Annotated in this window: 25 protein-coding genes and 1 pseudogene; 16 read left to right on the top strand and 10 right to left on the bottom strand. The window is 73.4% G+C overall.

The annotated features are described in order from the left end of the window. Positions 1-30 precede the first annotated feature (30 nt). Entirely contained in the window at positions 31-477 is a 447-nt protein-coding gene (locus ACGFIM_RS02010) for a roadblock/LC7 domain-containing protein (protein WP_393193098.1), read from the bottom strand. A gap of 79 nt (positions 478-556) precedes the next feature. Further along, on the bottom strand, positions 557-2,089 hold the full coding sequence (locus ACGFIM_RS02005; RefSeq protein ID WP_393193096.1) for a sensor histidine kinase: 1,533 nt from the start codon (positions 2,087-2,089) through the stop codon (positions 557-559). 1,615 nt (positions 2,090-3,704) lie between these two features. Here ACGFIM_RS02005 and ACGFIM_RS02000 point away from each other — a divergent pair. Then, on the top strand, positions 3,705-4,478 hold the full coding sequence (locus ACGFIM_RS02000; protein WP_393193093.1) for a SigB/SigF/SigG family RNA polymerase sigma factor: 774 nt from the start codon (positions 3,705-3,707) through the stop codon (positions 4,476-4,478). A 35-nt stretch (positions 4,479-4,513) separates the two neighbouring features. Here the strand turns inward: ACGFIM_RS02000 and ACGFIM_RS01995 are convergent, their stop codons facing one another. The 3 genes from ACGFIM_RS01995 to ACGFIM_RS01985 form a co-directional block, all read right to left on the bottom strand. Next, complete coding sequence (locus tag ACGFIM_RS01995; RefSeq protein ID WP_393193090.1) at positions 4,514-5,029, bottom strand: XdhC family protein; 516 nt, start codon at positions 5,027-5,029, stop codon at positions 4,514-4,516. A gap of 229 nt (positions 5,030-5,258) precedes the next feature. Continuing rightward, positions 5,259-6,485 carry a phospholipase D-like domain-containing protein gene (locus tag ACGFIM_RS01990; protein WP_393193087.1) on the bottom strand — a complete coding sequence of 409 codons (1,227 nt, stop codon included), beginning with the start codon at positions 6,483-6,485 and terminating at the stop codon, positions 5,259-5,261. Positions 6,486-6,677: 192 nt separating this feature from the next. After that, on the bottom strand, positions 6,678-7,610 hold the full coding sequence (locus ACGFIM_RS01985) for a squalene cyclase (RefSeq protein ID WP_393193084.1): 933 nt from the start codon (positions 7,608-7,610) through the stop codon (positions 6,678-6,680). Positions 7,611-7,716: 106 nt separating this feature from the next. Here ACGFIM_RS01985 and ACGFIM_RS01980 point away from each other — a divergent pair, with 106 nt between their 5' ends. From ACGFIM_RS01980 to ACGFIM_RS01965, 4 genes are all read left to right on the top strand, one after another. Beyond that, complete coding sequence (locus ACGFIM_RS01980) at positions 7,717-8,580, top strand: alpha/beta fold hydrolase (RefSeq protein ID WP_393193082.1); 864 nt, start codon at positions 7,717-7,719, stop codon at positions 8,578-8,580. 1,235 nt (positions 8,581-9,815) lie between these two features. Then, positions 9,816-11,228 carry a sensor histidine kinase gene (locus ACGFIM_RS01975; RefSeq protein WP_393193079.1) on the top strand — a complete coding sequence of 471 codons (1,413 nt, stop codon included), beginning with the start codon at positions 9,816-9,818 and terminating at the stop codon, positions 11,226-11,228. After that, entirely contained in the window at positions 11,225-11,842 is a 618-nt protein-coding gene (locus ACGFIM_RS01970; RefSeq protein ID WP_393193076.1) for a DNA-binding response regulator, read from the top strand. The genes ACGFIM_RS01975 and ACGFIM_RS01970 overlap by 4 nt, the downstream gene beginning before the upstream one ends. Positions 11,843-11,887: 45 nt before the next feature. Further along, complete coding sequence (locus ACGFIM_RS01965) at positions 11,888-12,922, top strand: hypothetical protein (protein WP_393193073.1); 1,035 nt, start codon at positions 11,888-11,890, stop codon at positions 12,920-12,922. Positions 12,923-12,928: 6 nt separating this feature from the next. Here ACGFIM_RS01965 and ACGFIM_RS01960 read toward each other — a convergent pair whose 3' ends face one another. Next, positions 12,929-13,510 (bottom strand): TetR/AcrR family transcriptional regulator, encoded by a 582-nt coding sequence (locus tag ACGFIM_RS01960; RefSeq protein ID WP_393199583.1) that lies wholly within the window; start codon positions 13,508-13,510, stop codon positions 12,929-12,931. Positions 13,511-13,627: 117 nt separating this feature from the next. Here ACGFIM_RS01960 and ACGFIM_RS01955 point away from each other — a divergent pair, with 117 nt between their 5' ends. After that, positions 13,628-14,416, top strand: coding sequence for an oxidoreductase (locus tag ACGFIM_RS01955; RefSeq protein ID WP_393193070.1), 789 nt, complete (start codon positions 13,628-13,630; stop codon positions 14,414-14,416). A gap of 65 nt (positions 14,417-14,481) precedes the next feature. Here ACGFIM_RS01955 and ACGFIM_RS01950 read toward each other — a convergent pair whose 3' ends face one another. After that, a complete protein-coding gene (locus tag ACGFIM_RS01950) occupies positions 14,482-15,399 on the bottom strand; it encodes an AraC family transcriptional regulator (RefSeq protein WP_393193067.1) in 918 nt (305 codons plus the stop codon). On the opposite strand from ACGFIM_RS01950, the pseudogene ACGFIM_RS01945 reads away from it, so the two are divergent. From ACGFIM_RS01945 to ACGFIM_RS01930, 4 genes and pseudogenes are all read left to right on the top strand, one after another. After that, positions 15,289-15,708 (top strand): annotated as a pseudogene (locus ACGFIM_RS01945) (alpha/beta hydrolase domain-containing protein); the annotation flags it as partial. The gene ACGFIM_RS01950 and the pseudogene ACGFIM_RS01945 overlap by 111 nt on opposite strands. 285 nt (positions 15,709-15,993) lie before the next feature. Further along, positions 15,994-18,087: a protein kinase gene (locus ACGFIM_RS01940; RefSeq protein WP_393193065.1), complete on the top strand. Its 2,094-nt coding sequence runs from the start codon at positions 15,994-15,996 to the stop codon at positions 18,085-18,087. Between the two features lie 165 nt (positions 18,088-18,252). Then, positions 18,253-19,134, top strand: coding sequence for a TIGR03620 family F420-dependent LLM class oxidoreductase (locus tag ACGFIM_RS01935; RefSeq protein ID WP_393193062.1), 882 nt, complete (start codon positions 18,253-18,255; stop codon positions 19,132-19,134). 53 nt (positions 19,135-19,187) lie between these two features. Next, a complete protein-coding gene (locus ACGFIM_RS01930; RefSeq protein ID WP_393193059.1) occupies positions 19,188-20,588 on the top strand; it encodes an MFS transporter in 1,401 nt (466 codons plus the stop codon). A gap of 116 nt (positions 20,589-20,704) precedes the next feature. Here the strand turns inward: ACGFIM_RS01930 and ACGFIM_RS01925 are convergent, their stop codons facing one another. Next, the gene (locus tag ACGFIM_RS01925) at positions 20,705-21,550 is read right to left on the bottom strand and encodes a class I SAM-dependent methyltransferase (protein ID WP_393193056.1); all 846 of its coding nucleotides are present in this window, start codon (positions 21,548-21,550) and stop codon (positions 20,705-20,707) included. A gap of 221 nt (positions 21,551-21,771) precedes the next feature. Here ACGFIM_RS01925 and ACGFIM_RS01920 point away from each other — a divergent pair, with 221 nt between their 5' ends. The 3 genes from ACGFIM_RS01920 (at position 21,772) to ACGFIM_RS01910 (ending at position 23,531) form a co-directional block, all read left to right on the top strand. After that, positions 21,772-21,945 carry a hypothetical protein gene (locus ACGFIM_RS01920; protein WP_393193053.1) on the top strand — a complete coding sequence of 58 codons (174 nt, stop codon included), beginning with the start codon at positions 21,772-21,774 and terminating at the stop codon, positions 21,943-21,945. Between the two features lie 73 nt (positions 21,946-22,018). Continuing rightward, positions 22,019-22,912, top strand: a complete 894-nt coding sequence (locus ACGFIM_RS01915; RefSeq protein WP_393199580.1) for an aminoglycoside phosphotransferase family protein — start codon at positions 22,019-22,021, stop codon at positions 22,910-22,912. 43 nt (positions 22,913-22,955) lie between these two features. After that, the gene (locus ACGFIM_RS01910; protein ID WP_393193050.1) at positions 22,956-23,531 is read left to right on the top strand and encodes a GNAT family N-acetyltransferase; all 576 of its coding nucleotides are present in this window, start codon (positions 22,956-22,958) and stop codon (positions 23,529-23,531) included. 13 nt (positions 23,532-23,544) lie between these two features. On the opposite strand, the gene ACGFIM_RS01905 is transcribed toward ACGFIM_RS01910, so the two are convergent. Beyond that, positions 23,545-23,805 carry a hypothetical protein gene (locus ACGFIM_RS01905; protein ID WP_393193048.1) on the bottom strand — a complete coding sequence of 87 codons (261 nt, stop codon included), beginning with the start codon at positions 23,803-23,805 and terminating at the stop codon, positions 23,545-23,547. A 58-nt stretch (positions 23,806-23,863) separates the two neighbouring features. Here ACGFIM_RS01905 and ACGFIM_RS01900 point away from each other — a divergent pair, with 58 nt between their 5' ends. Beyond that, positions 23,864-24,472: a hypothetical protein gene (locus ACGFIM_RS01900; protein ID WP_393193045.1), complete on the top strand. Its 609-nt coding sequence runs from the start codon at positions 23,864-23,866 to the stop codon at positions 24,470-24,472. Positions 24,473-24,559: 87 nt separating this feature from the next. On the opposite strand, the gene ACGFIM_RS01895 is transcribed toward ACGFIM_RS01900, so the two are convergent. After that, positions 24,560-24,925 carry a YybH family protein gene (locus ACGFIM_RS01895; protein WP_393193043.1) on the bottom strand — a complete coding sequence of 122 codons (366 nt, stop codon included), beginning with the start codon at positions 24,923-24,925 and terminating at the stop codon, positions 24,560-24,562. Positions 24,926-25,026: 101 nt separating this feature from the next. Here ACGFIM_RS01895 and ACGFIM_RS01890 point away from each other — a divergent pair, with 101 nt between their 5' ends. Then, positions 25,027-25,926, top strand: a complete 900-nt coding sequence (locus tag ACGFIM_RS01890; protein WP_393193040.1) for a LysR family transcriptional regulator — start codon at positions 25,027-25,029, stop codon at positions 25,924-25,926. A 209-nt stretch (positions 25,927-26,135) separates the two neighbouring features. Then, the gene (locus ACGFIM_RS01885; protein WP_393193037.1) at positions 26,136-26,333 is read left to right on the top strand and encodes a hypothetical protein; all 198 of its coding nucleotides are present in this window, start codon (positions 26,136-26,138) and stop codon (positions 26,331-26,333) included. Positions 26,334-26,413 lie beyond the last annotated feature (80 nt).

The following is a 26,413-nucleotide window of genomic DNA, read 5'->3' as shown; positions in this document are numbered from 1 at the left end:
AACCGCCGGGCTCGGGCGCGCGGGGCTCGGTCATGGGTGCCCGCCCCTGTGCACGGTCTCGTGCGCGGGCTCGCGCGGCGGGGCGGTGAGCAGCCGCCCGATCTGTTCCACCACCTCGTTCATGTTGTGCGCGACGACGCCGACGTCGGCGTCCTCGCTCGCCACCACCGCGAGGTGCGCGCCCTCGCCGGCCGGCACCACGACCAGCATGCCGCCGCCGAACTCCAGCAGCGCCTGCCCGAACCCGCTGCGGTCGCCGAACTCGCCCGAGGCGGCAAGGCCCAGGCTCTGGATGCCGGCGGCGATGGCGGCGAGCTGGTCGGCCTGGTCGGGGTGGAGTCCGGGCGCGCCGGACATGGCCAGCCCGTCGCGCGACAACACCAGCACGTGCCTGATCCCGGGGGTGTTGTCACGCAGGTCGCCGAGGAACCAGCCGAGGTCGCGCTCGGCGGCACTCAAGGAATTGCTTGCGCTCATAGGTACGACGGGGCTCGCGGGCGTGCCCCTTGCCTCCCATCGGTGATCGCGGCTGCGGGAAGAGGTGTCGGTCATCGCGTCACGTGAGGTCGTCGCCCGATGCCGAGGTGCGCTGCCTGCGGAAGGCGGCCAGCCGGTTCGCGGCGGCCTGCGGGTCGCGGACCCGGGCCGGCGGCTGGGCGGGCAGCGGCTGAGCGGCGGCGAGCGTGCCTCCGCGGGGCCGTTTCGGCAGGTACGCGTCCGGCCCGTCGGCAGAGGGCGGCGGAGCCGCGTGGCGGGCGGCCGGCACCGGGTCCTCGGCGCGCTCGGCCGGGCGTGCCGCCTGCTCGTCCTCGGTCGGCGGGTAGACGACGAGCTGGCGGGGGATCAGGACGATCACGCCGATGCCGCCCCTGGCGGACGGGCGGAAGCTGACCGTGAGGCCGTACTTGCCGGCCAGGCGGCCCACCACGGCCAGGCCGAGGCGGGTGCCCGACAGCGTGGTCAGGTCGAGCGGGCGGCTGATCAGGCTCTCGGCCAGGCGGCGCTCGCGGGTGCGCATGCCGAGGCCGCTGTCCTCGATGGTGACCACCACGCCCGCGTCCTCTTCCTCGACGTACACATGGACGGCGGTGCCGGGCGGCGAGAACTTGGCGGCGTTGTCGATCAGCTCGGCGAGCGCGTGGATGACGCCTTCCGCGGCGTAGCCGACGACGGCCGCGGTGCTGGTGGAGTGGAGCTGGACGCGGCGGAAGGCGCCGATGCGGCCGGCCGCGCCGCGCAGCACGCTCTCCATGGAGATGGGCTTGGTCCAGCGGCGTCCCGAACGCCCGCCGCTGAGCAGCGCGATGTTGTCGGCCAGGCGGCCCATCTGGGAGATGCGGTGGTCCATCTCCAGCAGGTGGGCGAAGACCGCCTCGTTGTCGCCGTACTCGTCCTCCAGCTCGCGCAGCCGGCCGAGCAGGCTCGTCACCTGCGCCTGGATGCGGGCGGCGGCCTCGGCGCAGGACGCCATGGCGGCGGCGCCCTGGCGGTTGCCCTCCTCCAGCTCGTGGGCGATCTCCTCCCACAGCCGCTGCACCGCCTTCTGGCTGGGCTGCAGCTCGTCGGGCAGCATGAGCTCGCCCACGCCCTTGCCCGCGCGGAGCCGGGCGAGCAGGGCGGGCAGCTGCTCGTCGGCCAGCTTGCCCAGCTCGCTCTCCATGGCGGTGCAGGCGGCCACCGCGGCGGCCCGCCGCTGCCGCTCCCCCTCCACGGTCTGCGCCAGCGACTGCACCAGCGCCTGTGTGGCCGGGTGCGACGGCTGGCCCATCTCGGCGAGCACGCCGGGGACGGTGGCGCCGTTTCTGATGCGGTGGCCGATGGCGGGCAGGATCTCGTGCGTCAGGCGCTTCAGCTCCTCCTGCAGCAGGCTCGTGGAGGCGTCGGTACGGCGCAGCCGCTCGCGCGTCTCCCGCGCGTTCGCCGCGCAATAGGCGGCGACGGCCACGGCGATCGAGAACAGCGCGACGGCGCCGCCGCTGCCCACTCCGACCAGCGTCTTTCCCTCCGCGGGGAGCCGGGTGATGAGCCATCCGCAGGCGGCGCTGGAAATGAGCGCGGCGGCCAGAAAGAACAGTAGCGCGCGCCCCATGGGCGAGGTCTGGAACCGCGGGCGTTTAGAGGCGTGTACTGACATCGATCAGGTCCTCGTGGGGTGGTGACGGCCAGGCACCGCAGGCGCATCAACCTGCCGATGCGGGAGACGGCAAGCAGTTGTGTGATGGCCGTGCGGTACTGTCCGCACGGGATCAGGTACAAACCGTAGCATCCCTGCAAATGCCGTGGACCCCTTAACGACATTTCTTCCTCGCCAATCCCAGAGAATGCGCTATCGACGAATATCGTTCACGTTTTCCGCCATTCCGGACGGTCTACATCAGGTTGTTAGTGAATACCTTTCGCATTTCCCGGGAGGAGCGCTGAGGGGTGGGCCATTTCGGATATTCCGGGATTTTTCACCATGATCCTTTTCATGCTGGAAAAAATCTTGTCAATATATGGGCGTGGCTGGTGTGAGCCTTGATGCTTCAGGGAACGTCACTGGGGCGGCGCCGTCCCCGCGCTCACGCACGGGAAGGGGACGGCGCCAAACTCACCTCTCGCCCCGCTCCGAGGCTCCCCTCGTGGCCCGGCATCCGTCCCCGAGCCCGCCCACCCCCGCTCGGCACCCTCCACCTTCACCAGCCCTCCGGCGCGACCCGCCGCTTCCGGGGGGAGGTCCCCCACGACCTCACCCCCCTGGCTCGCCCGCGCCCCGGGCATCGCCCGACGCTCACCCCGAGGACCACCGCCCCTCCCAAGTCCCCGCACCCCCGGCATCGCCCGACGCTCACCCCGAGGACCATCGCCCCTCCAGCTCCCCCACGCCTCCGGGCATCGCCCGGCGATACCGTGGGACCACCGCCGCTCCGGCCCCCTTCACGTCACAGCGTCCCCCGGCGCTTTCCAGGGATGGCGCCACCACCGGCCTCACCCCGCCCGCCCCGGCCGCGTCCATCTCGTCGCCGTGCAGGTCTGGACCGCCACAGCGGGGCGGCGGCCGAGGTCGCGGCGGCTGGTCCACACGTAGGCCGGCTCGGCCTGCTCGTAGGTGCAGAAGGGCCGGTCCGGTCTGCTCGTGGGTGGAGAAGCCGCCGCCGGGCCTGGCCGGTCCGCGGTCGCCCTTCGGTCTCGGCGGGCCGGGCTCGCCGGGAGGTCCTGGCGGGCCCTGCACGCCGGGGGCGCGGACCCGCCCGAGCCCGCGCCTGGCGGTGACGTGGACGGTGGTGCGATCCATCAGACGGTAACCCCGGCTTGACCGCGACCGGCCCCTCGATCAACCGCCGATCACGGCCGTACGGGCTGATGAGCATGGACGGCTTCTCCCAGCCGAACGTGCGGGTGACGACGGCGGGGATGCGCAGCCGCACGACCCCGGCGAAGCCGATGGCGATGCCACCCGCGTCACCGTGCCAAGCCGGTGCAGGGCGGTGGTGCGGCCGGCGCCCGCCCTTCGCCCTCGCCCTCGCCCTCGCCCTCGACCAGCCCAGGGCAGACGATCTTCGATCGTGACCATTTCGTTACCTTGATTCGGTGTTCAACCCGCAGGAGCGGGCATGGTTGGTCTCGAAGTCCAGCAGAGGGCTTCGTCCCACGCGATTCACGCGTGCCTCTGCCTGGGCTTTTTGTGCGTTCAGGCGGGGCCGCAGCACCTTCTGGAGCAGCAGATGCCCGTCCTGACCCCCGCACTTGAGCAGTTCACCGCCGAAGAGCTTCTCTCCGAGCTGGCCGACCCCCAGATCTCCGAACTGCACGCCGTCCGCATCCGCGAGCGCCTGGTGGAGATGCACGAGGGACTGGTCGGCGAGGTCACTCGCCGCTACCGCTACCGCGGTGAGCCGATGGAGGACCTGCGCCAGGCCGCGTACGTGGGCCTGATGAAGGCCGTCAACGGCTACGACCCCGAGCTCGGCCACGAGTTCAGGGGCTACGCGATGATCACCATGATGGGCGAGGTCAAGCGCCACTTCCGGGACCGTACGTGGGCGATCCGGGTGCCGCGCGTCTACCAGGAGCGGCGGATCGAGCTGAACAAGGCCACCGCCGAGCTGACCCAGACCCTCGGCCACTCGCCGACCGTGGCCGACCTGGCCGCGAAGCTGGGCATCTCGGAGGAGGAGGTGCTGCTCGCCCTGGAGGCGTCCACCGCCTACAGCACGCTGTCGCTGGACGCCCCGGTCAACAACGGCGACGACGACGCTGCCGAGCTGAGCGACTTCCTGCCCGCGCAGGACGAGTCGCTCAACACCCTGCTCGACCGGCACTCGGTGAAGCCCCTCATCGACGCGCTGCCGGCGCGCGAGAAGAACATCCTGCTCATGCGCTTCTACGGCAACATGACGCAGTCGGAGATCGCCAAGGAGTTCGGCATCTCGCAGATGCACGTCTCCCGCATCCTGCGGACGGTGCTGACCAAGCTGCGCACGGCCCTGTCGGAGTGAGGCGCACCCAGGCGCATGACCCGTACCGGAAATGTCTAGAACGCGAAGCCGCCGGGGCGGCCGTTGCGGTCGGCGATCAGCCCGGCCACGGTCGCCAGGGCGATCTCGGCGGGGGTGCGCGAGCCGATGTTGAGCCCGATCGGCCGGTGCACCCGGGCGATCTCCTCCGGCGCGACACCCAGCTCGGTCAGCGCGCGTACGTGCGGGCCCTCGTGGCGCGGGCTGCCCATGATGCCGATCCACCGCGCGGGGGACTTGAGCAGGTCGCGCAGCACCGGCCCGATCTCCTCGCGGTGGTGGTCGGTGAGCACGACGTCGCAGGTGGCGTCGATGACGTCGTCGAGCCGGGTGACCGCGGGCCGTCCGCCGCTGTGGCGGGCCGGGTCGGGGTCGAAGAGCACCGTACGGAAGCCCAGCTCGTCGCCGAAGCGCAGCAGGTGCTCGGCCACCGGGGACACGAAGACGGCGACCAGCGTCCGCCCGTCGTCCTCGGCGGGGCTCGCGCCGTGAGCGACCTCGCAGGCCGGATCCTCAACGTGGTTGTGCGTCATACCGGCAGTCTGGCACGGGCCGCCCCGCCCGGGGAGAAGGCTCACCCTGAACAGGCTCGCCGGCGAGGGCCGCTCGGAGGAGGCGCACGACCTGTTCGACGCCCACCTGCCGCTCATCCGCTACGAGCAGCAGGCCAGGGCGGGGCTCGCGGTGCGCGAGCACGTGCTGTGGCGGCGCGGCCCGCGCGCCAAGCCGCCGCGAGGTCTCGCCCGCGCCCGCCCAGGGATTTCAGCAGCGGGCCGGGGTGCCGTTGCCGGCCGCGCGGATGCCGCTGCCCACGCGTACCGCGTAGTAGTTGGAGCGGAACCGGTCGAAGATCGTGTCGTCCTCCAGCTGCAGCAGCGCCTCGTCGGCCTGGCGCAGGGAGTTCCAGCTCCAGTTGTGGCTGCCGGTCCAGACGATCTTGCGGTCGGGCACGCCGTAGTACTTGCCCTCGATGATCAGGTACTTGGAGTGGATCCAGATGGGGTCGGCGGTGCAGTAGTAGCGCACGTTGATCCCGTTGTACGCGCCGGTCGTCTTGACCAGCTCGTTCATCGAGGACACCTCGGAGTCGCTGTCCTTGTTGTAGTTGAGCGCCACCTCGACGTAGCACCCCGCCTTGTCCAGGGCGAGCAGCTTGCGGGCCAGGTGGGTGCGGCTGAAGATGCCCATCGCGACGCGCACGATCGTGCGGTGGGTGCCGTCCACCGTGCCGACCTCGCTGTTGCCGTGACACTCGACGTGGTCCAGCACCGTCGTCATGGTGTCCTCGGCCGGGTCGGTGGGGCTGCCGTTGCTCTCCTGGCGCGGGTAGAAGTGCACCTTCGCGGCGCCCGAGGTCACCGGCGTACGGGTGTCGTAGTAGTTGTTGTTCACCCGCATGGCCTTCAGGTCGTTGAAGTAGCCGACGTACGCGTTGTAGATCCCTGCGTTGCCCGCCAGCACCAGGGCGTTGTTCCAGCCCTTGAGCCCGTCGCGGCCGGTGTGCAGGTTGGCCGACGACTGCACGACGACGTTGTCGGTGCCGCCGGTGCGCGAGAACAGGAAGAACTTGTTGTGGTTCAGCGACTCCGACCCGTACAGCGGGCGGTCGCCGATGCAGCCGCGCCCGCTCGGGCACACCAGCACCCACGAGCTCTGCCCGGTGTCGGTGCCGAGCGCGGCGGACAGCGAGGCCAGGATGGCCGTGCCCGCCATCTTCTTGTCGAAGATGACCTGGACGTTGCGGCCGGCGTTCTTCGCGGCGATCAGCGCGTCGGGGATGGTGGGGTCGGTGGCGTAGTACATCGACACCCGGATCGTCGAGCCGGGGTCGGCTCCCTGGATGAGCTGCACGATCCGGTTCTGGATGGCGGCCGGGTCGTTGACGGGGTCGTTGAAGACGGCTTCCGTGGCGGCCGCGGCGTGCGCGGGCGCCGTCAGGCCCGAGAAGAGGGTGGCGGCGGCGATCAGGACGAGGAGACGGCGATACACGGCTGTCCTTTCCCCGGCGGGATGCAAGATCGCCTCCAGACGCTAGCAGCGCGGGCCGCACCGGGCAGCCCACTTGAGCGTTTGCCACCGCCTGGGGCCTCAGCTCCGTGTCAAAGCCTCAGCCCCGTCTGAGGGCTTGAGACTTCAGGTCCGCTGCGAGCCTCGCGCGCGGGACGCTGCCACCAAGCCCGATCAGGATTGCCACCAGTCCAGGACGCGGAGCGCGCGCAGCGTGTTCCAGCGGCTCGGCCGGCCCACGCCGTCCTCGAACGCGAAGTGGACACGTCCCGGATGGACGCGGTCGAGCTGCCAGCGGCCGTCGGGCTGCCGCCTGGCCTCGACGATCTCCGCCGCCTCCGCCATCCTGGGGTCGGGTGCGGCTCCCGACCTGCGGAAATAGTCGAGCGCGCGGAGCACGTCGTGCCGCCAGTAGTAGGGGAACGCGAACTCCAGGAACGCCGGATCGGCCACCTCGCCGGTGCTCTTGCGCCGGAACAGGCCGCGTTCCAGCAGGAACTCCTCCCCCGCGCGGCGCGCCTCGCGCACGGCGTCGGATCCGCCGGTGGCGCGCTCGTACTCCAGCAGCCCCTCCAGCACGTTGATCGTGGTGTGGAACGACGAGCGCACGGAGCCGTTCTCCGCCTCGCAGTTCCAGCCGCCGTCGGCCAGCCGCTCGTCCAGCAGGCGCGCCACGATGCCGGAGACGTCCACGCCGAAGTAGGCGCCGGTCTCGACCGTCCTGCCGTTGATGCACGGCTCGACCTCGCCGTCGAAGTACCGCTGGCCGGCGTGCTCCCACCGCCCGTTCTCCGCCACCTTGGAGATGGTTTCCCGGGCCGGGGCCGACGCCGGGTCGAGGCCGAGGATCTGCAGGGTCTGCAGGGTGTGCATCGTCGCCGTCCACGGCTGGCCCGGCTCGCCGCCGCGGTACCCCTTGGGGAAGCAGGCCCCGCCGGCCCACAGGCCGTCGTCGTCGCGCAACGCCAGCAGCCTGGCGCCCCAGCCTTCACGTGCCACGCGTTCCCGCTCGGCTGCGACCTCTTCCGGCGGGGCGCCGGTGAGGTCCTGCAGCACCTGCCAGCGGATCGCGGGGTCGGAGTCGAGCAGCCAGCCGATGACGTCCATCGCCGCACCGTAGGCCACGCCGCGCCGCGGAATCAACAACCGTCCCCGGAATCGGGAATTTTGATTTCGCCGATGAGTTCTCCCGGTGGGCATGGTCTCCATGGGCATGACGACCACACACATCCTCAAGACCGCTGAAGGCGACCTCGCCTACGACGTCCACGGGCCGCTGCCCGGCGAGAGCGCCCACCTGCCGCTGTTCATGATCGGCCAGCCGATGGAGGCCGGCGGGTTCCAGGCGCTGGCCGAGCGCTTCAGCGACCGTACCGTGATCACGTACGACCCGCGCGGGCTCGGCCGCAGCGTCCGCAAGGACGGCCGGGCCGACCACACGCCGGAGACCCAGGCCGAAGACGTGCACGCGATCATCGAGGCCGTCGGCGGCCCAGTGGACATGTTCGCCAGCAGCGGCGGCGCGGTGACCTCGCTCGCCCTGGTGACCGCGTACCCGAACGACGTGCGGACCCTGGTGGCGCACGAGCCGCCGCTGCTGCCGCTGCTGCCCGACGCCGAGGCCGCCCTGCGTGCCCGCGCCGAGGTCCGGGAGGCGTACGAGAGCAAGGGCTGGGGCGCCGGGATGGCGGCCTTCATCGCGATGACCTCATGGCGGGGCGAGTACACCGACGGCTACTTCGCCCAGCCCGCCCCCGACCCCGCCGCGTTCGGCCTGCCGGCGGAGGACGACGGCTCCCGCGACGATCCGCTGCTGTCCGACCGGTCGTGGGCGGTCAGTGGCTACCGTCCGCACTTCGCCGCGCTCGCCGCCGCGCCGACGCGCGTCCTGATCGCGGTGGGCGAGGAGTCGGCGGGGACCGTCACCGCCCGCACCTCCGAGGTCGCCGCCGAGCTTGTCGGCCAGAAGCCGACCATCTTCCCGAGTCACCACGGAGGGTTCACGGACGGCGAGTACGGCGCGGGCCGGCCCGACGCGTTCGCACGCCGGCTGCGCGAGGTCCTCGACGACGCCTGATCTTCACGCCGGCAGCCTCCCGCGCAGGGCCCTGCCTGCACCGGGTCCCCCGCGGCTCCTGACCTTCACGCTCGGAGTTCCCGCGCTGGGCCTTCCGTGTGCCAGGTGCTCAATGGAGGCGCGCGCTACGCAAGGAGTGCGCGTGGTCTCACCTGGCATGGGAGCCCCATGGCAGGCAGGCGCTGAGCGCGTAGCCCGGCGCCGGGCCTGACGTTGGGCGAGGTCCCGCTCCTGGCACGGGCCGGACCCTACTGTGAGATGGCTGCGCGCCGTGCCGGTGTTCCGGCTTGCGGCGGTTACCTGCCTTGAGCCGGTCCGGCCTGCGGTGATGCCGTGCTTTCCTGCGGTGGGGCGCCTCCGGCCGGCGACCTGCTCCACGTGGACGGTCCGCTCTGCGGGGACGCGCCGCTCGGGCGGCTGGAAGCGGCGCAGGCACCCGTGCAGAAGCCGTTCGAGAGGATCAGGCGGGCGCGGGCGGGCGTGTAGGCGGTGGGTGGGACGCCCACCAGGACGCCTCGGCAGGCGGAGCAGACGAGCGGCCGGTCGGAGGTCGTCGGAGCGGGGGTCTCGGGAGGATCTTGGGCGGTTTCCGGGGCGGGACGGGCGGGCTCGGTCACGACGGCGCCGGCTGGTGACTCGGTCATGCGGGCCACTCTGCCCCACGGCACCGACAAAACTCGCCCAGGGAGTCGTCGATTCATCTTTCCTTTCAGCGGGGCGCCATCCGTGCCGGACGTTCGCGCGAAACCCCCGGGTACGGCACTCGAAGACGAGGAGAACGCGGGGAAGGTGCGGCTGTTCGCGCCGGCGCTCGATCGGCAGGACTGCGTCAGCTGACGGTCCACGAAGCCCCGGCCCGACCAACGGTCCACGAAGCCCCGGCTCGATCAACGGTCCCGCCGTCCCGGCTCAGCTGACGATGTCGCCGCCCTCGACCCGCCGCAGCCGGTTCCGCCCTCGAACGGGGCGCGGCGGCACGCGGTCCGCGCCATACGCGGCGGACCGCGACAGCACGCGGCGGACAGCGGCGGCTCGCGGCCTTTCCCGGCTCCCGGCGCGGTTTCGAGGCGACCGGCTCGGTGCGCTGTCCGGTCGCGGCCCGGAGCCGTCTCGGTCACCGCCCGGTGGCGTGTTCGGTCGCGGCCCGGTGGCGCGCTTTGAGGCTGTGACCGTCCTGTCGGGTTCGTGACATTCGTCAGGTACGTACGGGCCGGGCGCTGGTTAGGGTTGCAGGCATGAAGGCCCGGCTGTGGACCTCTGTTTACCTGGTCGTCCTGGTGTGGCCCATCCCCGGGTTCCTCGCCTCGGGCCCTTCCGCCGCCATGATCGCGGCGATGGTGGCGGGCGTGGCCGGGTTCGCCGGGCTGTATCTGCGGGTCGCGTGGACCGCCCTGGAGCTTCCGCACCGCAACGCGGCCCCGTACGCGCTGGCCCTGCTGTACGGGGTGGCGGCGGCGCTGGTGCCGGTGCTGGGCGAGCTGTGGGTGTTCGCGTGCTCGTACTTCCTCATCACGGCCGTGGCCACGGCGCTGCCCGAGCGGGCGCTGCCGGTCGCGGCGGGGGCGACGATCGTGGCGGGCACGCTCGCCCTGGTCCTGCTCGGGCAGTCATTGGCGGAGATGTGGTGGATCCCGGTCCAGTCGGTGGTGTTCACCGCGGCCATCCGGGCGTTCCTCCGCCTCAACGCCGCCAACCGGGCGTTGAGCGAGGCCAACGTGAAGGTGGAGCGGCTGGCCGTGGACAACGAACGCCTGCGCTTCGCCCGTGACATGCACGACCTGCTCGGCCACAGCCTGGCGGTGATGACGGTGAAGAGCCAGCTCGCCGCCCGGCTCTCCGGCGCCGATCCGGAACGGGCGAGGGCCGAGATGGAGCAGGTCGAGGAGCTGTCCCGGCAGGCACTGGCCGAAGTGCGCCAGGCGATCGCCGGGTACCGGGAGCTGTCGCTGGCCGACGAGCTGGACGGCGCGCGCCGCGCGCTCGCCACCGCCGGCGTGCGGCCGGAGGTCTCGGCCGGGCCGCTGCCCCCGGCCGTCGAGCCGGTGCTGGCCTGGGTGGTCAGGGAGGGGACGACGAACGTCGTCCGGCACAGCGGCGCCCGCACCTGCCGGATCCGTCTCGGTACGGCGGACGGGCAGGCGTATGCGGAGGTGCGCGATGACGGCCGCGCGAGCGGCCACCGCCGCCTGGCCCGGCGGGAGCCCGCGCTGAGCGACGCCGTCGATCTCGAGGGCGTGGCCGGCGATGCCGGCGGCAACGGTCTCGAAGGGCCGGCCGGTGACGACGGAGCCGGCAGCCGCGCCCGTGGTGACGGCGCCGGTGACCGTCTTGACGGCCTGGCAGGCGGTGGCGGGCTCGGCAATGGCCTGCGCGGGCTGGCCGAGCGCGTCGAGCTCGCGGGCGGCACGCTGATCGCCGGTCCTGCCGAGGGAGGCGGCTTCCTGCTCAGGGCGCGGATCCCCGTCTCCGAGGAGGCACCGTACGGCGGGGCTCGCTCGCCGGGCGACGCCGCATGGCCCGCCGCTCGCATCACCCCGCCTGCCGCCGCCGGGGCCCCGCCCGGCCTGCCCGGCTCCGGGCACCGCGATGCTCCGCGCCCGGAGCCGGTCCCCGTCTCGCCCACCGCCTCACCGGGGAAGCCGTCGTGAGCGACGCATCGCCGCCCGGCGCGATCCGTGTGCTGCTGGCCGATGACCAGCATCTGGTCAGGGAGGCGCTGGCGGCGCTGCTGAGCCTGGAGCCGGGGATCGAGGTCGTCGGCCAGGTGAGCCGGGGCGACGAGGTGGCCGGGGCGGTGGAGCGGTGCCGTCCTGACGTGGTGCTGCTCGACATCGAGATGCCGGGCCTGGACGGGCTGACGGCGGCGGCCGGGCTGAGCGGCGTCAAGGTGATCATTCTGACCACGTTCGGCCGCCCGGGGTACCTGCGGCGCGCCAAGGACGCGGGCGTGGCCGGTTACGTGCTCAAGGACGCCAGGGCGGGCGAGCTGGCCGACGCCGTACGGCGGGTGCACGCCGGCGGCCGGGTCTTCGACCGCGGGCTCTCGGCCGCCAGCCTGTCCATCGGCGCGAACCCGCTCACCAGCCGCGAGCGCGACGTACTGCGCGCCGCCGCCGAGGGCGGCACCGTCGCCGACATCGCCCGCCGCCTCTTCCTGTCGGACGGCACCGTGCGCAACTACCTGTCGTCGGCGATCGGCAAGCTGGGCGCCCGTAACAGGGCCGAGGCGGCGCGCGCCGCGGAGGCCAGAGGCTGGCTCTGACGAACGTCACTACCGGCCCCGTCCGGCGCCCGGAAGCCTGGAGACATGCTGAAACGCGCAGCGCCCGCGATCGGGCTGTTCTTCCTGTCGCCGCTGACCGGCGAGTTCCTGCTGGGCAACCTGCCCATCACCATGCTGCCGGCGCTGATCACGCTGGCCCCGCTGTACGGAGGCGGTGCCCTGCTCGTCCGCGAGCTGGCCAGGAGGCGGGGCGCGGGCTGGTCCGGCATCGTGCTGCTCGCGCTGGCGTACGCGCTGGTCGAGGAGGGCCTGGTCACCCGGTCGCTGTTCGCTTCGGCCTTCGCCGGGATGGACCTGACGGCGCAGGCGTGGCTGCCCGGGGTGGGCGTGAGCGCCTGGTGGGCGAGCTTCGTGCTCGGCGGCGTGCACGTCGCGGGCAGCATCTGCGCTCCCATCGCGGTCATGGAGGCGCTGGTGCCCGGCCGGGCCTCCGAGCCGTGGCTGCGTGTTCCCGGGCTGGTGGTGTCGGGGGTGCTGTTCGTGCTGGGCGCGGTGGCGGCGTCGGTGTTCGCCGGTGAGGCCGCCATGCCCGCGCCGGTGCGGCTCGCGGGCCTGGTGGCGGTCGTCGTGGTGCCGGCCGTCGTGGCCCTGCGCCGCCGCACGACCGCGTCTGACACGACCGGGCCCGGCGCGACCGGGCCCGGCACCACAGGACCCGGCACCACAGGGCCCGGCACGGCGGCGCCGGGGCCGTGGGCGGTGCTCGGCTTCTCGCTGGTGGCGGGGGCGGTGTTCTGGCTGGCGAACCCGGCGTCAGGGACGCTCGGCGCGTGGCCGGTGACGGCGGTCAACCTGGCGGTGTACGCCGCCGTCTGCGTCCTCGCGGCGCGCTGGTCCCGGCGGCCGGGCTGGGGCGTGCGGCAGGTGTTCGCGCTGGGAGCCGGTTACGTGCTCACCTACGCCTGGCACGGCTTCCTGCAGCCGCCCGCCATGCCCGTGCCCGCCGCGACCGACCTGGTCGGCAACGCCGTCTTCGCGCTCGCCGCCGTCGCGCTCCTGGTGTTCGCCGCCGTACGGCTGCCGGGCCCCTCGCACGCGGCGGCGCCACGGCCGCGGTGACGGCCCTCAGCCGGGCTGCGGGCGGGTGAGGGCCTGGCCGGTGCCGACGCCGCTCAGCAGCGTGTCGACCACGCGGGAGGCGGCCTCGTCGATGTCGTACTCGTGCATCCGGGCCGCCACCCCGATCAGTGCGTAGTAGCTCTTCCTGGCCCAGATCAGGTCGGCGCCGGCGCGCAGCACGCCGCAGTCCTGGGCCTTCTTGAACAGCTCGTCGCAGCGCTTTTCGACCTCGGCGTGCACGCGGGCCGGCTCCTCGTGCGCCGGCCCGCGCAGGTTGAGCGCGAACGGCCACTGCCGCTTGACCCGCAGCACGTTGACCGTGACCTGGTAGAACGCGACCAGCGGCGGGGTGGTATCGGGACGCGCGGCTTCGACGGCCGCGGCGAACTCGCGGGCCGCCACCGCGCCCAGCGCCTCCAGCAGGGCGTCGCGGGAGGCGAAGCGGCGGTGCACGGTCGTGCGCGCCACCCCGGCGGCCTCGGCGACCTGCTCCATGCTGGCCGCGGGATCGGCACCGAACACCCGCTCGGCGGCCTGCAGGATCGTCCGCACCGTGCGCTCGGCGTCGGACCGCAACGGCCGGGTCATCCCACTCACGCACCGAAGGATACGCCATGACTCCTCTCACCCCCGAACTTGCAACAATTCTGTGCAAGTTCTATGTTTCTCGCAACACAACTGACGCGATTAGGGGTAGGAGTTGCTATGGATCTGCAGCTGAACGGCAAGACGGCCGTCGTCACCGGCGCGAGCAAGGGCCTCGGCCTGGCGATCGTGCGGACGCTGACGGCCGAGGGCATGCGGGTCGCCGCCGCGGCGCGCACGATCAGCCCGGAGCTGAAGGAGACCGGCGCGTTCGCCGTGGCGGCGGACCTGGCCACGCCGCAGGGCCCCGGCGAGGTGATCGAAGCCGCGCTCGCCGAGCTGGGCGAGATCGACCTGCTGGTCAACAACGTCGGCGGCGGAGACGCGCGGCCCGAGCTGGCCGGCGGGTTCGCGGGCATGAGCGACGAGATCTGGCAGCAGACCTACGAGCTGAACCTCTTCAGCGCCGTGCGCGCCACCCGCGCCGCCCTGCCCAGCCTGCTGCGGCGCAAGGGCAGCGTGGTCAACATCTCCTCGATCTCCGCGCAGATGCCGCACGCGGGGCCGGTGCCGTACTCGACGGCCAAGGCTGCGCTCACGGCCTTCGGCAAGGCGCTGTCGGAGGAGGTGGGCCCGCAGGGCGTGCGGGTCAACACGATCTCCCCCGGCACCGCGCGCACCGCCATGTGGGAGGGGCCCGGCGGGTACGGCGAGCTGCTGGCCGGCGTGCACGGCCTGGAGCTGGAGCAGTTCCTGGCGGGCCTGCCGGCGGCGACCGGCGTGACGACGGGCAGGTTCGTCGAGCCGGAGGAGGTGGCCGCGCTCGTGGCCTGGCTCGCCTCGCCGTACGCGGTGAACGTCACCGGCTCCGACTACGTCATCGACGGCGGCGTGAAGAAGACGGTCTGAGACGCGCGGCGGGCCGGGGCCGGAGGGGGCGGCGAACCCGGCCCCAAGGGCCGGGGCCGGGTGCCTCAGGCGGGGACCGTCCGGCGGGCGATGGATCGGTAACGCAGGGGCGACATGCCGACCTCGCGCTTGAACGCGGTGCTGAACGCGCTCTCCGACCCGTAGCCCAGCCGGGCGGCCAGCGACCCGACGCGGACGTCCCCGTCGCGCAGGGCCCGCTGCGCCAGCAGCATCCGCCACCGGTTGAGGTACGTCAGCGGCGGCACCCCGGCCATGGCCCTGAAGCGTTCGGCGAACGAGGTGCGCGACATCGCGGCGGCCCTGGCCAGCTCCTCCAGGCTCCAGGGGCGGCCGGGCTCGGCGTGCATGAGGGTGAGCGCGGGGCGCAGCCGCTCGTCGGCCATCACCCGCAGCCAGCCCGGGGGCAGCTCGGCCTGGTCGATGTAGGCGCGCAGCAGCTCGAGCACCAGGAGCTGGGCGTACTGGCGGATCGCGAACGCCGCCCCGATCCGGTTCGCCCGCGCCTCCTCGGCCAGGGCGTGCAGGTTGCGGTGCAGGCCGGCGGCGGCGGTGTCGGCGGCGCGCACGTGGCCCACCGGCGGCAGCGCCTGCCCGAGCAGGGTCCTGCCGACGTGGTTGAGATCGACGTGCCCGCCGACGACGAACCCGGTGGGGCCGCCTTCGCCGTAGACGTTGAAGCCCGGCCCGGGGACGAATTCGGTCACCGGCCCGTCGCCGCCGCCGCCCTGGACGTCCAGCCAGGACCGGTCGTTGAGGATGGCGACGTCGCCGGGGCCCAGCTCGATCGGCGCGTCGAGGCCGTCGGTGAGCAGCCGCCCGTGGCCCTGGATCATGGCGATGAGCTTCAGCGGGTGGTCGATGGCGTGCCGCGAACGCCAGCGGCCCCGCACCTCGAACGCCCCCGACATCTGCCCCTGCACCTCGACGAGGTCGAACACCTCCGAGAGCTGGTCACCGCGCATGGACGTACTCTCGAGCAGAAATCACCGCATGTCAATGAGCGGAAGTACGGGACGCGCCGGTCACCGTCTCGACGGTGCGCAGCAGGGCGGCGGCCCCATCGGCGTCGCGCGCAGCACCACTACGTGGCCAACGCCGCCGTGCGCCACCTCGCCCGCTGGCGGATGCGCGACGGCACGCCGCCGCCGCACGCCCCGCCCCTGCGGGTGCGGCCGGGACCGCCGCCGTCACTGGTCGGGGGCGCGCACGGCAACGCGCTCGGCGGCGTGCGCACCCCGTGGACGGACGCGCCGGCCGCCGTCCTGACCGGCATCAGCCCGAACGACGGGCTCATCGAGCGGCTGTCCGGCCAGACGATCCCTTCGACGCGGCCACCCTGGCCGGCCTCTACCCGGGTGGGCCGCCGGCTACATGAAGGCGTTCTGCGCGGCCACCGACGCGGCGATCGCGGCGGGCTTCCTGCCGGCCGACGACGGCGACGAGATCAGGGCGCTGGCCGAGGCCGCGTACGAGGCCGCCGGTCGCCTGTGAGCTTCCTCGCCAACCGCCCGCCTGGCTATTGTTGATCTCCACATCGCGGAGGGGAACACGGGAAGATGACTCAGGGCGGGCCCGAGACGTCTCTGGGCAGCCGGTACGTGCTGCTGGAGGAGATCGGCGGCGGTGCCATGGGCACGGTGCGGCGGGCGCGCCTGCGCGACACCGGCGAGATCGTCGCGGTGAAGCTGCTGCGCGACGGCCTGGCCGGCGATCAGGATCTGGTGCTGCGCTTCGTTCAGGAACGCAACGTCATGCGCAGCCTCGACCACCCCAACATCGTCCCGCTGCGCGACTTCATCATCGAAGGCGACCGCCTCGCCCTGGTCATGGACCTCGTCGAGGGCGGCGACCTGCGCGGGCTGCTGCGCCGGCGCGGCACGCTGCCGCCCGCCGAGGCGGCCCGGCTCATGGCCCAGGTCGCCGACGCGCTGGCGGCCGCGCACGCCCTCGGTGTGGTGCACCGCGACGTCAAGCCGGGCAACGTGCTCATCGACACCTCGGGGCGGGCGCGGCTGAGCGACTTCGGCGTGGCCCGCATCGTGCACGGCCCCGGGCTCACCGGCACCAGCTCGATCCTCGGCACCCCCGCCTACCTCGCTCCCGAGGTGGCCGAGGGCCACTCCCCCACCGCCGCCGTGGACGTCTACGCGGTCGGGCTCATCCTGTACGAGCTGCTGGCCGGGCGGCCTCCGTTCGCCGGCGACCATCCGATGGCGCTGCTGCGGCAGCACTCCACCGCCATGCCCCGCCGGCTGCCCGGCATGCCCGACGCCCTGTGGAGCCTGATCTGGTCCTGTTCCGGCAAGGACCCCGGCGCGCGGCCGGCGGCCGCCGAGGTGGCCGCGGCGCTCCACCAGGCGGCGCCGTCCCTCGAAGGCCTGCCCGCCCTGCCGCCGGTCCCCCGTACCGCCCCCTCCTCCAGCACCTCCGAGCCCCTCCCCGGCACCGGGCCGGCTCGCCAGCCCGCCGCCGGCAGCGGCTCCGGCGCGCACCCGCAGCCCTCCGGCCCTGCCGCCACCGGCCCGGGGTCCGGCGTCCCGCAGGGCGGCGCGCAGGCTTCCGGCGCCGGGCACTCCGAGGCTCCGCAGGCCGGGGCGACTCCGCCGCCTTTCGATCCCGCCGCCTCCGGCGTCCGGTCCCCCGGGCCGGGTGCTGCGGCGGGGCCGGTCACGTCGGGGTCCATGCCCGCCGTTCCGCACTCCCCGGCCGCGTCCGGCCCCATGCCGGCCGTGCCCCAGTCCGCCGCCACGTCCGGGCCGCAGCCCGTGCCGGTCGGGACGCCCGCGCAGCCGCCCGCCGGACCGGCCGAGCCGCCTACCTGGCCGCGAGGGGCGGGTGCGCCGCCTGCCGGCGGCCGTCCCGGCGCCCCGGCGACGGGAGCGGGAACGCCGGCTCCGCAGGGCAAGCCGTCGCGGCGGGGGCTGGTGATCGCCGGGAGCGCCGCCCTGACGCTGGTGCTCGCCGGTACCGCGCTGGCCGTCACGACGCCGTGGAAGCAGGCGCCCGCCGCCCCTGCGGCCGCGCCCACCGCGCCGCCGTCCACCCCGGCCGGCCCGAGCAGCGCGCCCCCGTCGGCGGCCGGCGTCGACTTCACGACGCCGACCCCGAAGTCGCTGGCCGAACCCAAGGAACGCAGCCAGACTCCGAAGGTGGTGGTCACCATCACGACCACCGCGCCGAACCCGGCGACCTCGGCTCCGACGCGTACCACCCCGAAGCCGAAGACCAGAACGACGGAGCCGCAGCGCCGCAGCACCGAGCCGGACACCGGGAGTGAGCAGGAGGAGCCGCCCGTCAAGGAGGAGGCCCCGCAGTGGCGCTGCCGCTCCTGGCTCCGCACGGACAGCGGTGTGGAGATGTCGCCGTGCATGGCCGTGACCGGAAACGTCATCCACCTCAAGGGCCAGGTCAGAGGGTCGGTGCGGTCGGACGTCCACGTCCAGCTCTACGACACCGACGCCGACACGAACCTGTCCCAGCCGTTCATCTGCACGGGCGTCCTGCCCGGCCCCGGCGAGGTCGCGACCTGCGGCCCGTTCACGCTCACACCCCCGCGCACCGGCGCGAAGACCGACGTGCGCCAGCGCTCGCGGCTGACCGGCAACACGGCGTGGGGCGGCGGCGCGGAGAGCCCGTTCATCGTCTGGTGACGGCCTGAGCCCGGCCTGGCCGCCCTGACCGCCGCCCGCATCGGGCCGTCCTGAGCAGCGCGCCACCACACCGACCGTCCTGCGGGACATCGGCACGACCGTCCACCCATGCATCGACAATATGCGATATGTTGATCCGACCTTATGCATGGAGGAGACACTGCCATGAGCGTGAACGACCGCCTTGACCTCGGACCTTTCGGCATCTACACCTTCGACTTCGAGCACCTGCCCGCAGCCCAGGTGCGCGAGTCGGTCCAGGAGCTCGAGGAGCTGGGCTGGCCGGCCGTCTGGGTTCCGGAGCTGCTCGGGCGCGAGGCGCTCACGCACGCCGCGTTCCTGCTGGCGAGCACCGAGCGCATCCGCGTGGTGAACGGCATCGCACAGATCTGGTCGCGCGGCGCGAAGTGGGCGCACGGCGGCGCGCTGCTGCTCGCCGACGCCTACCCGGACCGGCACGTGCTCGGGCTGGGGTTCGGCGGGGAGCCGAAGCCGGGGGTGAAGCCGCTGGCCGCGATGGCGGCGTACCTGGACGAGATGGACGCCCTGCGGAATGCCGGCCCGGCTCCGGAGGGCCCGATGCGGCGCATCCTGGCCGCGTACGGACCGAAGATGCTGGAGCTGGCCCGCGACCGGGCGGCGGGCGCGCAGACCTACCACGTCAACGTCGCGCACACCGCGCAGTCGCGCGAGATCCTCGGGCCCGAGGCGTTCCTCGCGGTCGAGCACCCGGTGCTGTTCGAGTCCGACCCCGGCAAGGCGCGGGCCGTCGCGCGCGAGCACCTGGCCCCCTACCTGTCGCAGCCGTACAACGTCGCGAAGTTCCGGCGGCTCGGCTACTCCGACGAGGAGATCGGCGGTGGCGGCAGCGACCGGCTGGTGGACGACCTCGTGTTCTGGGGCGAGCCGGACGTCATCGCCGGCAAGCTGCGCGCACACCACGAGGCCGGGGCCGATCACGTGACCGTTCAGGTGATCGGGATCGAGCCGGGCGCGTCGGCGATGCCGCAGTGGCGGCTGCTCGCCGAGGCGCTGCCGCTCCGCTGAGCCGCCCCTCTTAGTACGATGTGAACACATCGGAATGCTAGGGAGGCCGGCCAGTGGCGATCGTCCTGGCGCTGCTGTGCGCGGCGCAGTTCATGGTGGTGCTGGACGTGTCCGTCGTGAACGTGGCGCTGCCCTCCATCCAGGGCGCGCTGGCCGTCGATCCCCGCGGGCTGGCCTGGGTCGGCAACGCGTACGCGCTCACCTTCGGCGGGCTGCTGCTGCTCGGCGGCCGCCTGGCCGACCTGTACGGCCACCGCCGCGTCTTCGCCACCGGCCTGGCCGTCTTCACCGCCGCGAGCCTGGCCGGCGGGCTGGCGGACACCTCCGGCCTGCTCATCGCCGCGCGGGCGGGCCAGGGCATCGGGGCGGCGATCCTCGCTCCGGCCACGCTGACCGTCCTGACCTCCGCCTATCCCGAGGGGCCGCGCCGCACCAGGGCCATCGCGGTCTGGACGGCAGTCAGCCTGGCGGGCGGAACGGCGGGCAACCTCATCGGCGGGGCGCTGACGCAGTACCTGTCGTGGCGGTCGGTCCTGCTGGTCAACGTGCCCATCGGGCTCGCCTGCCTGGCCGCCGCCCGCCGGATCCCCGCCGGGCCAGGACGGTCCGGAACCCGGCCGGACGTGCTGGGCGCGCTGACGGCCACCGGCGGGCTGGCGGCGCTGGCGTACGGGGTGTCCGGCTCGCCCGTTGTCGTGGCGGCCGGGTGCGTCCTGCTCGGAGTGTCCGCGCTGGTGCAGGCGCGGGCTTCGGCGCCGCTGATCCCGTACGCGCTGGTGCGGGCGCGGGCGATCCGGCTGGGCAACGCGGCGATGCTGCTGGCCGGAGCCTGCCTCAACCCGATGTGGTACTTCCTGACGCTGTCCATGCAGCACGTCCTGGGCTACGGCCCGCTGGCGACCGGGCTGGCGTTCCTGCCGCACACCGTGCTGACCATGCTCGTCGGGCTGCGGGTGACGCCGTGGCTGATGCGGCGGGCCGGTGACCGGGTGCTCATCGCCGCGGGCGCGCTGATCGGGGCAGCGGGCTTCCTCTGGCAGAGCCGCATCGCGCCGGGCGGCGACTACGTGACGGCCGTCCTCGGCCCCGCGGTGCTGATCTCGCTCGGTGGCGGGCTGCTGAACACCCCCCTGACCGTCACCGTCACCTCGGGCGTCGCGCCGGAGAACGCGGGGGCGGCCTCCGGGCTGATGAACACCGCCAAACAGGCCGGCGGCGCCCTGGGCCTGGCCGCCCTGGTGGCGCTGACGGCCGGGCCGGACAGCGGCGATCCCGTCGGCCTGGCCGAGGGCTACGGGCGGGCGTTCGTGCTCATCGCCGCCATGATGGCGGGCGTGGCCGCGCTCGCCCTCGCGCTGCCGGACCGCCGCGACCGCGCCCCCGCCGACGCCGACGCCGACGCCGACGAGCCCGCCACCGGAGACGAGCCCGCCGGCCAGGAGCACGCCCGCTGACGCCGAGCGTCACCCGCCGCCCGCCGGGCAGCTCACGCCTTCCGCCGAACCGCCCACGCCGGCCGCCGGGCCGCGCACGCCTTCCGCTGGGCCGCCCACGCCTTCCGCTGGGCGGCTCACGCGGGCCGCTGGGCGGCGAACAGCAGGTGCGTGCCGCCGTCCACGGCGCCCGGCTCGGCGCAGGCCGTCACCTCGTGCTCCAGGAACCGCGCCCAGCGGTCCGCGTCGGCCTCCAGCACGGCCAGCGTGGCCGGGTCGCCGAGCGAGGCCCAGTTGCTGGCGCTGAGCGCGAGCGTGCGCCCGCCCGCCGCCTCGATCAGCGCCGACAGCTCGCGCGAGCGGAACATCCGGCAGACGTGCCCGTCCCGCTCGCCCTTGTGGCGCAGGTCGCCGGTGTGCAGGATGCGGTCGTTGGCGTCCTCGCCGATCACCTCGGCCTCCTCGGTGATCTGCGGCAGATAGTGCCGCCAGATGCCGATCAGCGACATGACCGAGCCCACCACCACCCCGCCCGGCCGGGTGACGCGCAGCAGGCCGCGCAGCGCCTCCCCGGCCTGCTCGAACGCGTACGACAGCGGACCGCCGTAGGCGAGCACCGCGTCGAACTCGCCGTCGGCGTACCGGCCGGTGTCGCAGATGTCCAGCAGCTCGCGCCGCTCCACCGCCGCCTCGGCCGTGCCGCCCCGCAGGTGCTCGGCGTTGAGCGCGAGCTGCACCGGGGACAGGTCGGTGACGACGACGGTCGCGCCCAGGGCCACCAGCTCGACCGTGAACCGGCCGGGGCCCGCGCCGATCTCCAGCACCCGGTACCCGGACTTGACGAAGCGGGCCAGGAAGCGGCGGTGCACCTCCAGGCTCACGCGTCCCTTGACGTCGCCGGTGAGCCGGTGCCACTCGGCGTCGCCGAACTCGTCGAAGTAGCGCCGCACGCGCTCGCGCGACTCGGCCGTCATGGTCAGCATGATGCCAACTCACCCGCGCGCGAGGCGACCGCTTTTCCGGCGGGCGCGGACGCTCTCCACGGCCCGCGAACGTGCGCCCCGTCTCCGGCCGCCCCCGGACACCGGACCCCACCCGTCAGGGCTTTGACGTGCGATGCCGTGCGTTGACGGTTTCAACCCTCGCTTTCAGGAAAGAAGCCTGCCTGCCGGCCCCTGCTTCACCTGACCCCCGGGAGACCCCCATGCTCACACCCACCGCCCCCACTCCCTCCGGCCGCAAGGGGGCGCGGGTGCTCTGCTCAGGCGACCGGTACGACCTCACCGGAACAGCCCACGCATGGAACGAGTACGGCGAGGACGACCTGGGCATCACCTACCGCTGCGACGTCTGCGGCGTCACCGACGTCGGCCCCTGACCCCGCCCGTACGAGCGCCCGCAAAAGGATTTGCGGACGGCCACCGCCTGCGGCAACGTGGGCCGGCGTGAAGATGCACGCCGACCAACTGACGATCACGCCGGAGACCGTGCGCACGCTGGTGGCCCAGCAGTTCCCCCAGTGGCGCGACCTGCCCGTCAGGATGCTCGACACCCACGGCACGGTCAACGCGATCGCCCGCATCGGCGACCGGCTCGCCGCCAGGTTCCCGCTGCAGCCAGGCGAGCCCGAGGCGGTGCGCCGCACGCTGCAGGCCGAGGCGGCCGCGGCCGGCGAGCTGGCGGCGGCCACCCGCTTCCCCGTGCCCGAGCCCGTCGCGCTCGGCGAACCGGGAGCGGGCTACCCGCTGCCGTGGTCGGTGCAGACCTGGCTGCCCGGCACCGTCGCCACCGACGACGACCCGGGCCGGTCCTACGCGTTCGCCCGCGACCTGGCCGGCCTCATCGGCGACATCCGCGCCATCGACACCCGTGGCCGCACCTTCTCCGGCCGGGGCAGGGGCGGCGACCTGCGCGACCACGACGAGTGGATGGAGACCTGCTTCCGCAGCAGCGAGCACCTGCTGGACGTGCCCCGCCTGCGCCGCCTCTGGGCGGAGCTGCGCGAACTGCCGCGCCGGGCCCCCGACGTGATGAACCACGGCGACCTCATCCCCGGCAACGTGCTCGTCGCGGACGGGCGGCTGGCGGGCGTGCTCGACACCGGCGGGCTCTGCGCCGCCGACCCCGCACTCGACCTCGTCAGCGCCTGGCACCTGCTGGAGGCCGGGCCGCGCAAGGAGCTGCGGGCCGCGCTCGGCAACGACGACCTCGAATGGGAGCGCGGCAAGGCGTGGGCGTTCCAGCAGGCGATGGGCCTGGTCTGGTACTACGTCGACAGCAACCCGCCGATGAGCCTCATGGGCCGGCGCACCCTGGAACGCATCCTCGCCGGCTCCCCCGCCTGAAAAGCGGATGCTTCCCCACCCGTCCGCCCGCCAGAATGCGGACATGTCCCAAGCGAAGTTGCGCACCGCCCGGATCGACCTCGTCCCCCTCGCCGACGAGCACCTGGAACACGAGATCGAGCTCGACTCCGACCCCGAGGTCATGCGCTACCTCACCGGCCGCGCCCGCACCCGCGAGGAGGTCGAGGAGGCGCACCGGCAGCGCCTGGCCACCGCCGAGCGCGTCCCCGGGCTCGGCTTCTGGGCGGGTTTCGTCAACGGCGACTTCGTCGGCTGGTGGATCCTCGAACCGCCGCACCGCCCCGACCAGGGCCCCGTCGAAGGCCAGGCCGAGCTGGGCTACCGGCTGCTGCGCCGCCACTGGCGGCAGGGGCTGGCCAGCGAGGGCGCCCGCGAGCTGCTGCGGCACGGCTTCGAAGACCTCGGGCTCGACCGCGTCTTCGCCGAGACCATGGCGGTCAACACCGCCTCCCGCGCCACGATGGCCTCCGTCGGCATGACGTACGTCCGCACGTTCCACATGGACTTCGACGAACCGCTGCCCGGCAGCGAGCACGGCGAGGTCGAGTACGCCATCACCCGCGACGAATGGCTCGCCCGCAACCCCGCCCGCACCTGATCGCCCGCGCCCGCTACTCCGCCCGCATCCGGGCGAGCAGGGGCGGGCTCCGGTGCCCGCCGTAGACCGCCCGCAGGCGCGGCGATCGCCAGTCGTACGGCGGGATGAGCGCGGCGAGCGCGGCGTCGTCGAGGACCCGCCCGCCGAACCGCAGTACCACCTCGCCTCTGCGGATCGGCTCGGCCGCGAACAGGCCGGTCCCCTCGATCGGCGAGGGGCGCGGCACCGCGGCCGGGGTCAGCCGGCAGTCGGGGTCATGGGTGCGGCCGGTCACGCGGGCGTCCCCCTCGGCGGAGTCTCTGTCCGTATCCGCTCGATCGTAGGGTGCTGAGGTGAGTACGTCCCGAGAATCCTGGCGCAACACCACCCACGACTGGGCGATCGACATCGACCACGCCCACCTCGCCCGTATCCGCGAGAACCCCGCCGAGTTCGCGCCCGGCGGGGTCCTGCACCTGATACTCGAAGTGCTCGCCTACCCCGCCGACGAGGCGGCGGCCAACGGCGGCGGGCACTGCACGGTGACCCTCCACTCCGACGGCTCCGTGTCGGTCGCCGACGACGGGCGCGGCACCGACACCCGCTTCGACGAGCACGGGCGCCCCGTGAAGAAGCCGGTGATGGCCACGAAGGACCTGCGCTTCTTCGACGACCCGGCCGCACAGATCCTTCCCGACGGGCATCCGCGCCGGGGCATGTCCGTCGTCACCGCGCTCAGCGACCGGCTGGTGCACACCAACCGGCGGGTGAACGGGTCATGGATGCAGCGGTACGAGCACGGCGTGCCCGTGACCGGCCTCGAGCCCGTGCCCGATGACGGTACGACCGGCACCACGGTGCACTTCCGGCCCGTCGCTGGCCTGGCTCCCGTCGTCGCCGACCTGAGGCGTTTCGCGGACCGGTGGCCGGGGCTGACCGTCGCCATCGCCTTTACATCGTAGATCAACAAGGACGGGTGAGCCCGGTTCCGGGCACCCTCGTCCGGGACCACCGATCCCCGCGGTGAGCCCCGTGTCCAGGACCACCGGTCAGGGCTGCTGCTCGACCGGCACGAACTCCGGCATGTCGAGCAGGCGCAGCCAGCTCCCGTCCGGCTGGCGCCGGACCACCTGCGCGCGGGCCCCCGCCCCGTCCTTCGGCGCGGTCGAGGTCAGCGCGATGTCACCGCTGATCAACGTCGGCAACGGCTCCTCCGGCTCGAAGTGCGGCCGGTTGGCCAGCACCTTCTCCCACAGCTCCCGGATCGCCTCCCGCCCCCTGGTCATGCCGCCCGGCGGATAGGCCAGCACGGCGTCCTCCTCGTAGAGCGCGGCGACCCCCGCCGCGTCACCGGCGTTGGAGCGCTCCACGAACAGGCGGGTGATGTCCTCGGGGCGCATGGCCTTCTCGGTCATGTATGTCCTTCCATACGAAAATCTCGGCTTTCCTCTAGGGTGGCACCGGGCCGTACCAGAAGTCCAACAGCTAGTTGTGATGAGAACTAGAATCAACACTTATGGAACTTCGGCAGCTCGAATACTTCGTCGCCGTCGCCGAGGAGCGGAACTTCACCCGCGCGGCCGAGCGGGTGCACATCAGCCAGTCCGGCGTCAGCGCCCAGATCAGGCAGCTCGAACGCGAGCTCGGCGCGGAGCTGTTCGACCGTTCGGGGCGCACGGCCACGCTCACCGTCGCCGGCAAGGCCGCGCTCGACCACGCCCGCGCCGCGCTCGCCGCCGCAAGCGCCGTCGAGCAGGCGGTCGGCGAGGTCGCCCACCTCATCAAGGGCCGGCTCGTCGTCGGCATGGTCAACGGCTGCACGATCACGCCGCTGTTCGACGCGCTGGCCGCCTTCCACCGGGCGCATCCCGGCGTGGAGATCTCGCTGCTGGAGGACGACTCCGACGCCCTTGCCGCGTCCGTACGCGCGGGCGGCGTGGATCTCGCGCTCGTCGGCACCGCCTCCCCCACCGCGCCCGAGGGACTGGCCGAGATGACGATCGTCAGCGAACGTCTCGTCGCCGCGGTCCCGCCCGCGCATCCCCTCACCGAGCTGGAAGAGGTCACGCTCGCCGACGCGGCGGCGTACCCGATCGTGTGCATGCCCGAAGGGACGGGGCTGCGGCAGGCCTTCGACCGGGCGTGTGCGGCGCGCGGGTGCCGGCCCGCGATCGCGTTCCAGGCCACCGCCGCCGACGCCATCGCCGCCCTGGCCGGGCGCGGGCTCGGCGTCGGCGTGCTCAGCGAGTCGATGGCGGCGGCCTACGGTGACCGGCTCGCGTTCCGGGTCATCTCCGACGCCGAGCAGATCGCCCGGCTCGCGCTGACCTGGAGACATCCGCACGGGCCCGCCGTGCGCGCCTTCCTCACCCACGCCCGCCGCGCCTTCGCGCTCCAGGAACAGCCCGCGAACTGACCCGCGAGGGCCCGGCGAGGCACGGCCGACCAGCCGGAATGCGACCGGCACAGCGAAGTGCGGGCCGGCGGCCGGGCGGGGAAGGCTTTGCCGCTTGCTGGGGGATTCCGCAGGTCGGGGGCGCTAGCGTGGGAAGGGTCTCACGCCGAGACGGCGCCTTCCGGGAAGCCGCATCGTCCATGGTGCTCTCACGTCATGGAGGTATCCCGATGTCTGCACGCCTGCTCGCCGCCGCCGCCATCACCGCCTTCGCCCTCGTCGGCCCGGTCTGGGCCGTACCACCGACCGGAGCCGCCGCGACGGCGCTGGACCCGATCCCGGTCCCGCCCGTTCCCGGCGGGGAGGACGACCCTTACCTCGAACAGCCCGACGAGCCGGAGCAGCAGGGCCGCCGCGACCGCCGGTGACCTGTCGTCCAGAACGGCCGGGCCGCTCGCCTTCTTCGTGGTGAGCGGCCCGCCCTTCCGGCGCGCGCCACGCCGAGGTC

This window comes from Nonomuraea sp. NPDC049309 (assembly GCF_043196965.1).
Lineage (GTDB): Bacteria > Actinomycetota > Actinomycetes > Streptosporangiales > Streptosporangiaceae > Nonomuraea > Nonomuraea fastidiosa.
Note: the sequence above shows the minus strand (reverse complement) of the source record. Positions and strands in the feature narration are given on the sequence as shown.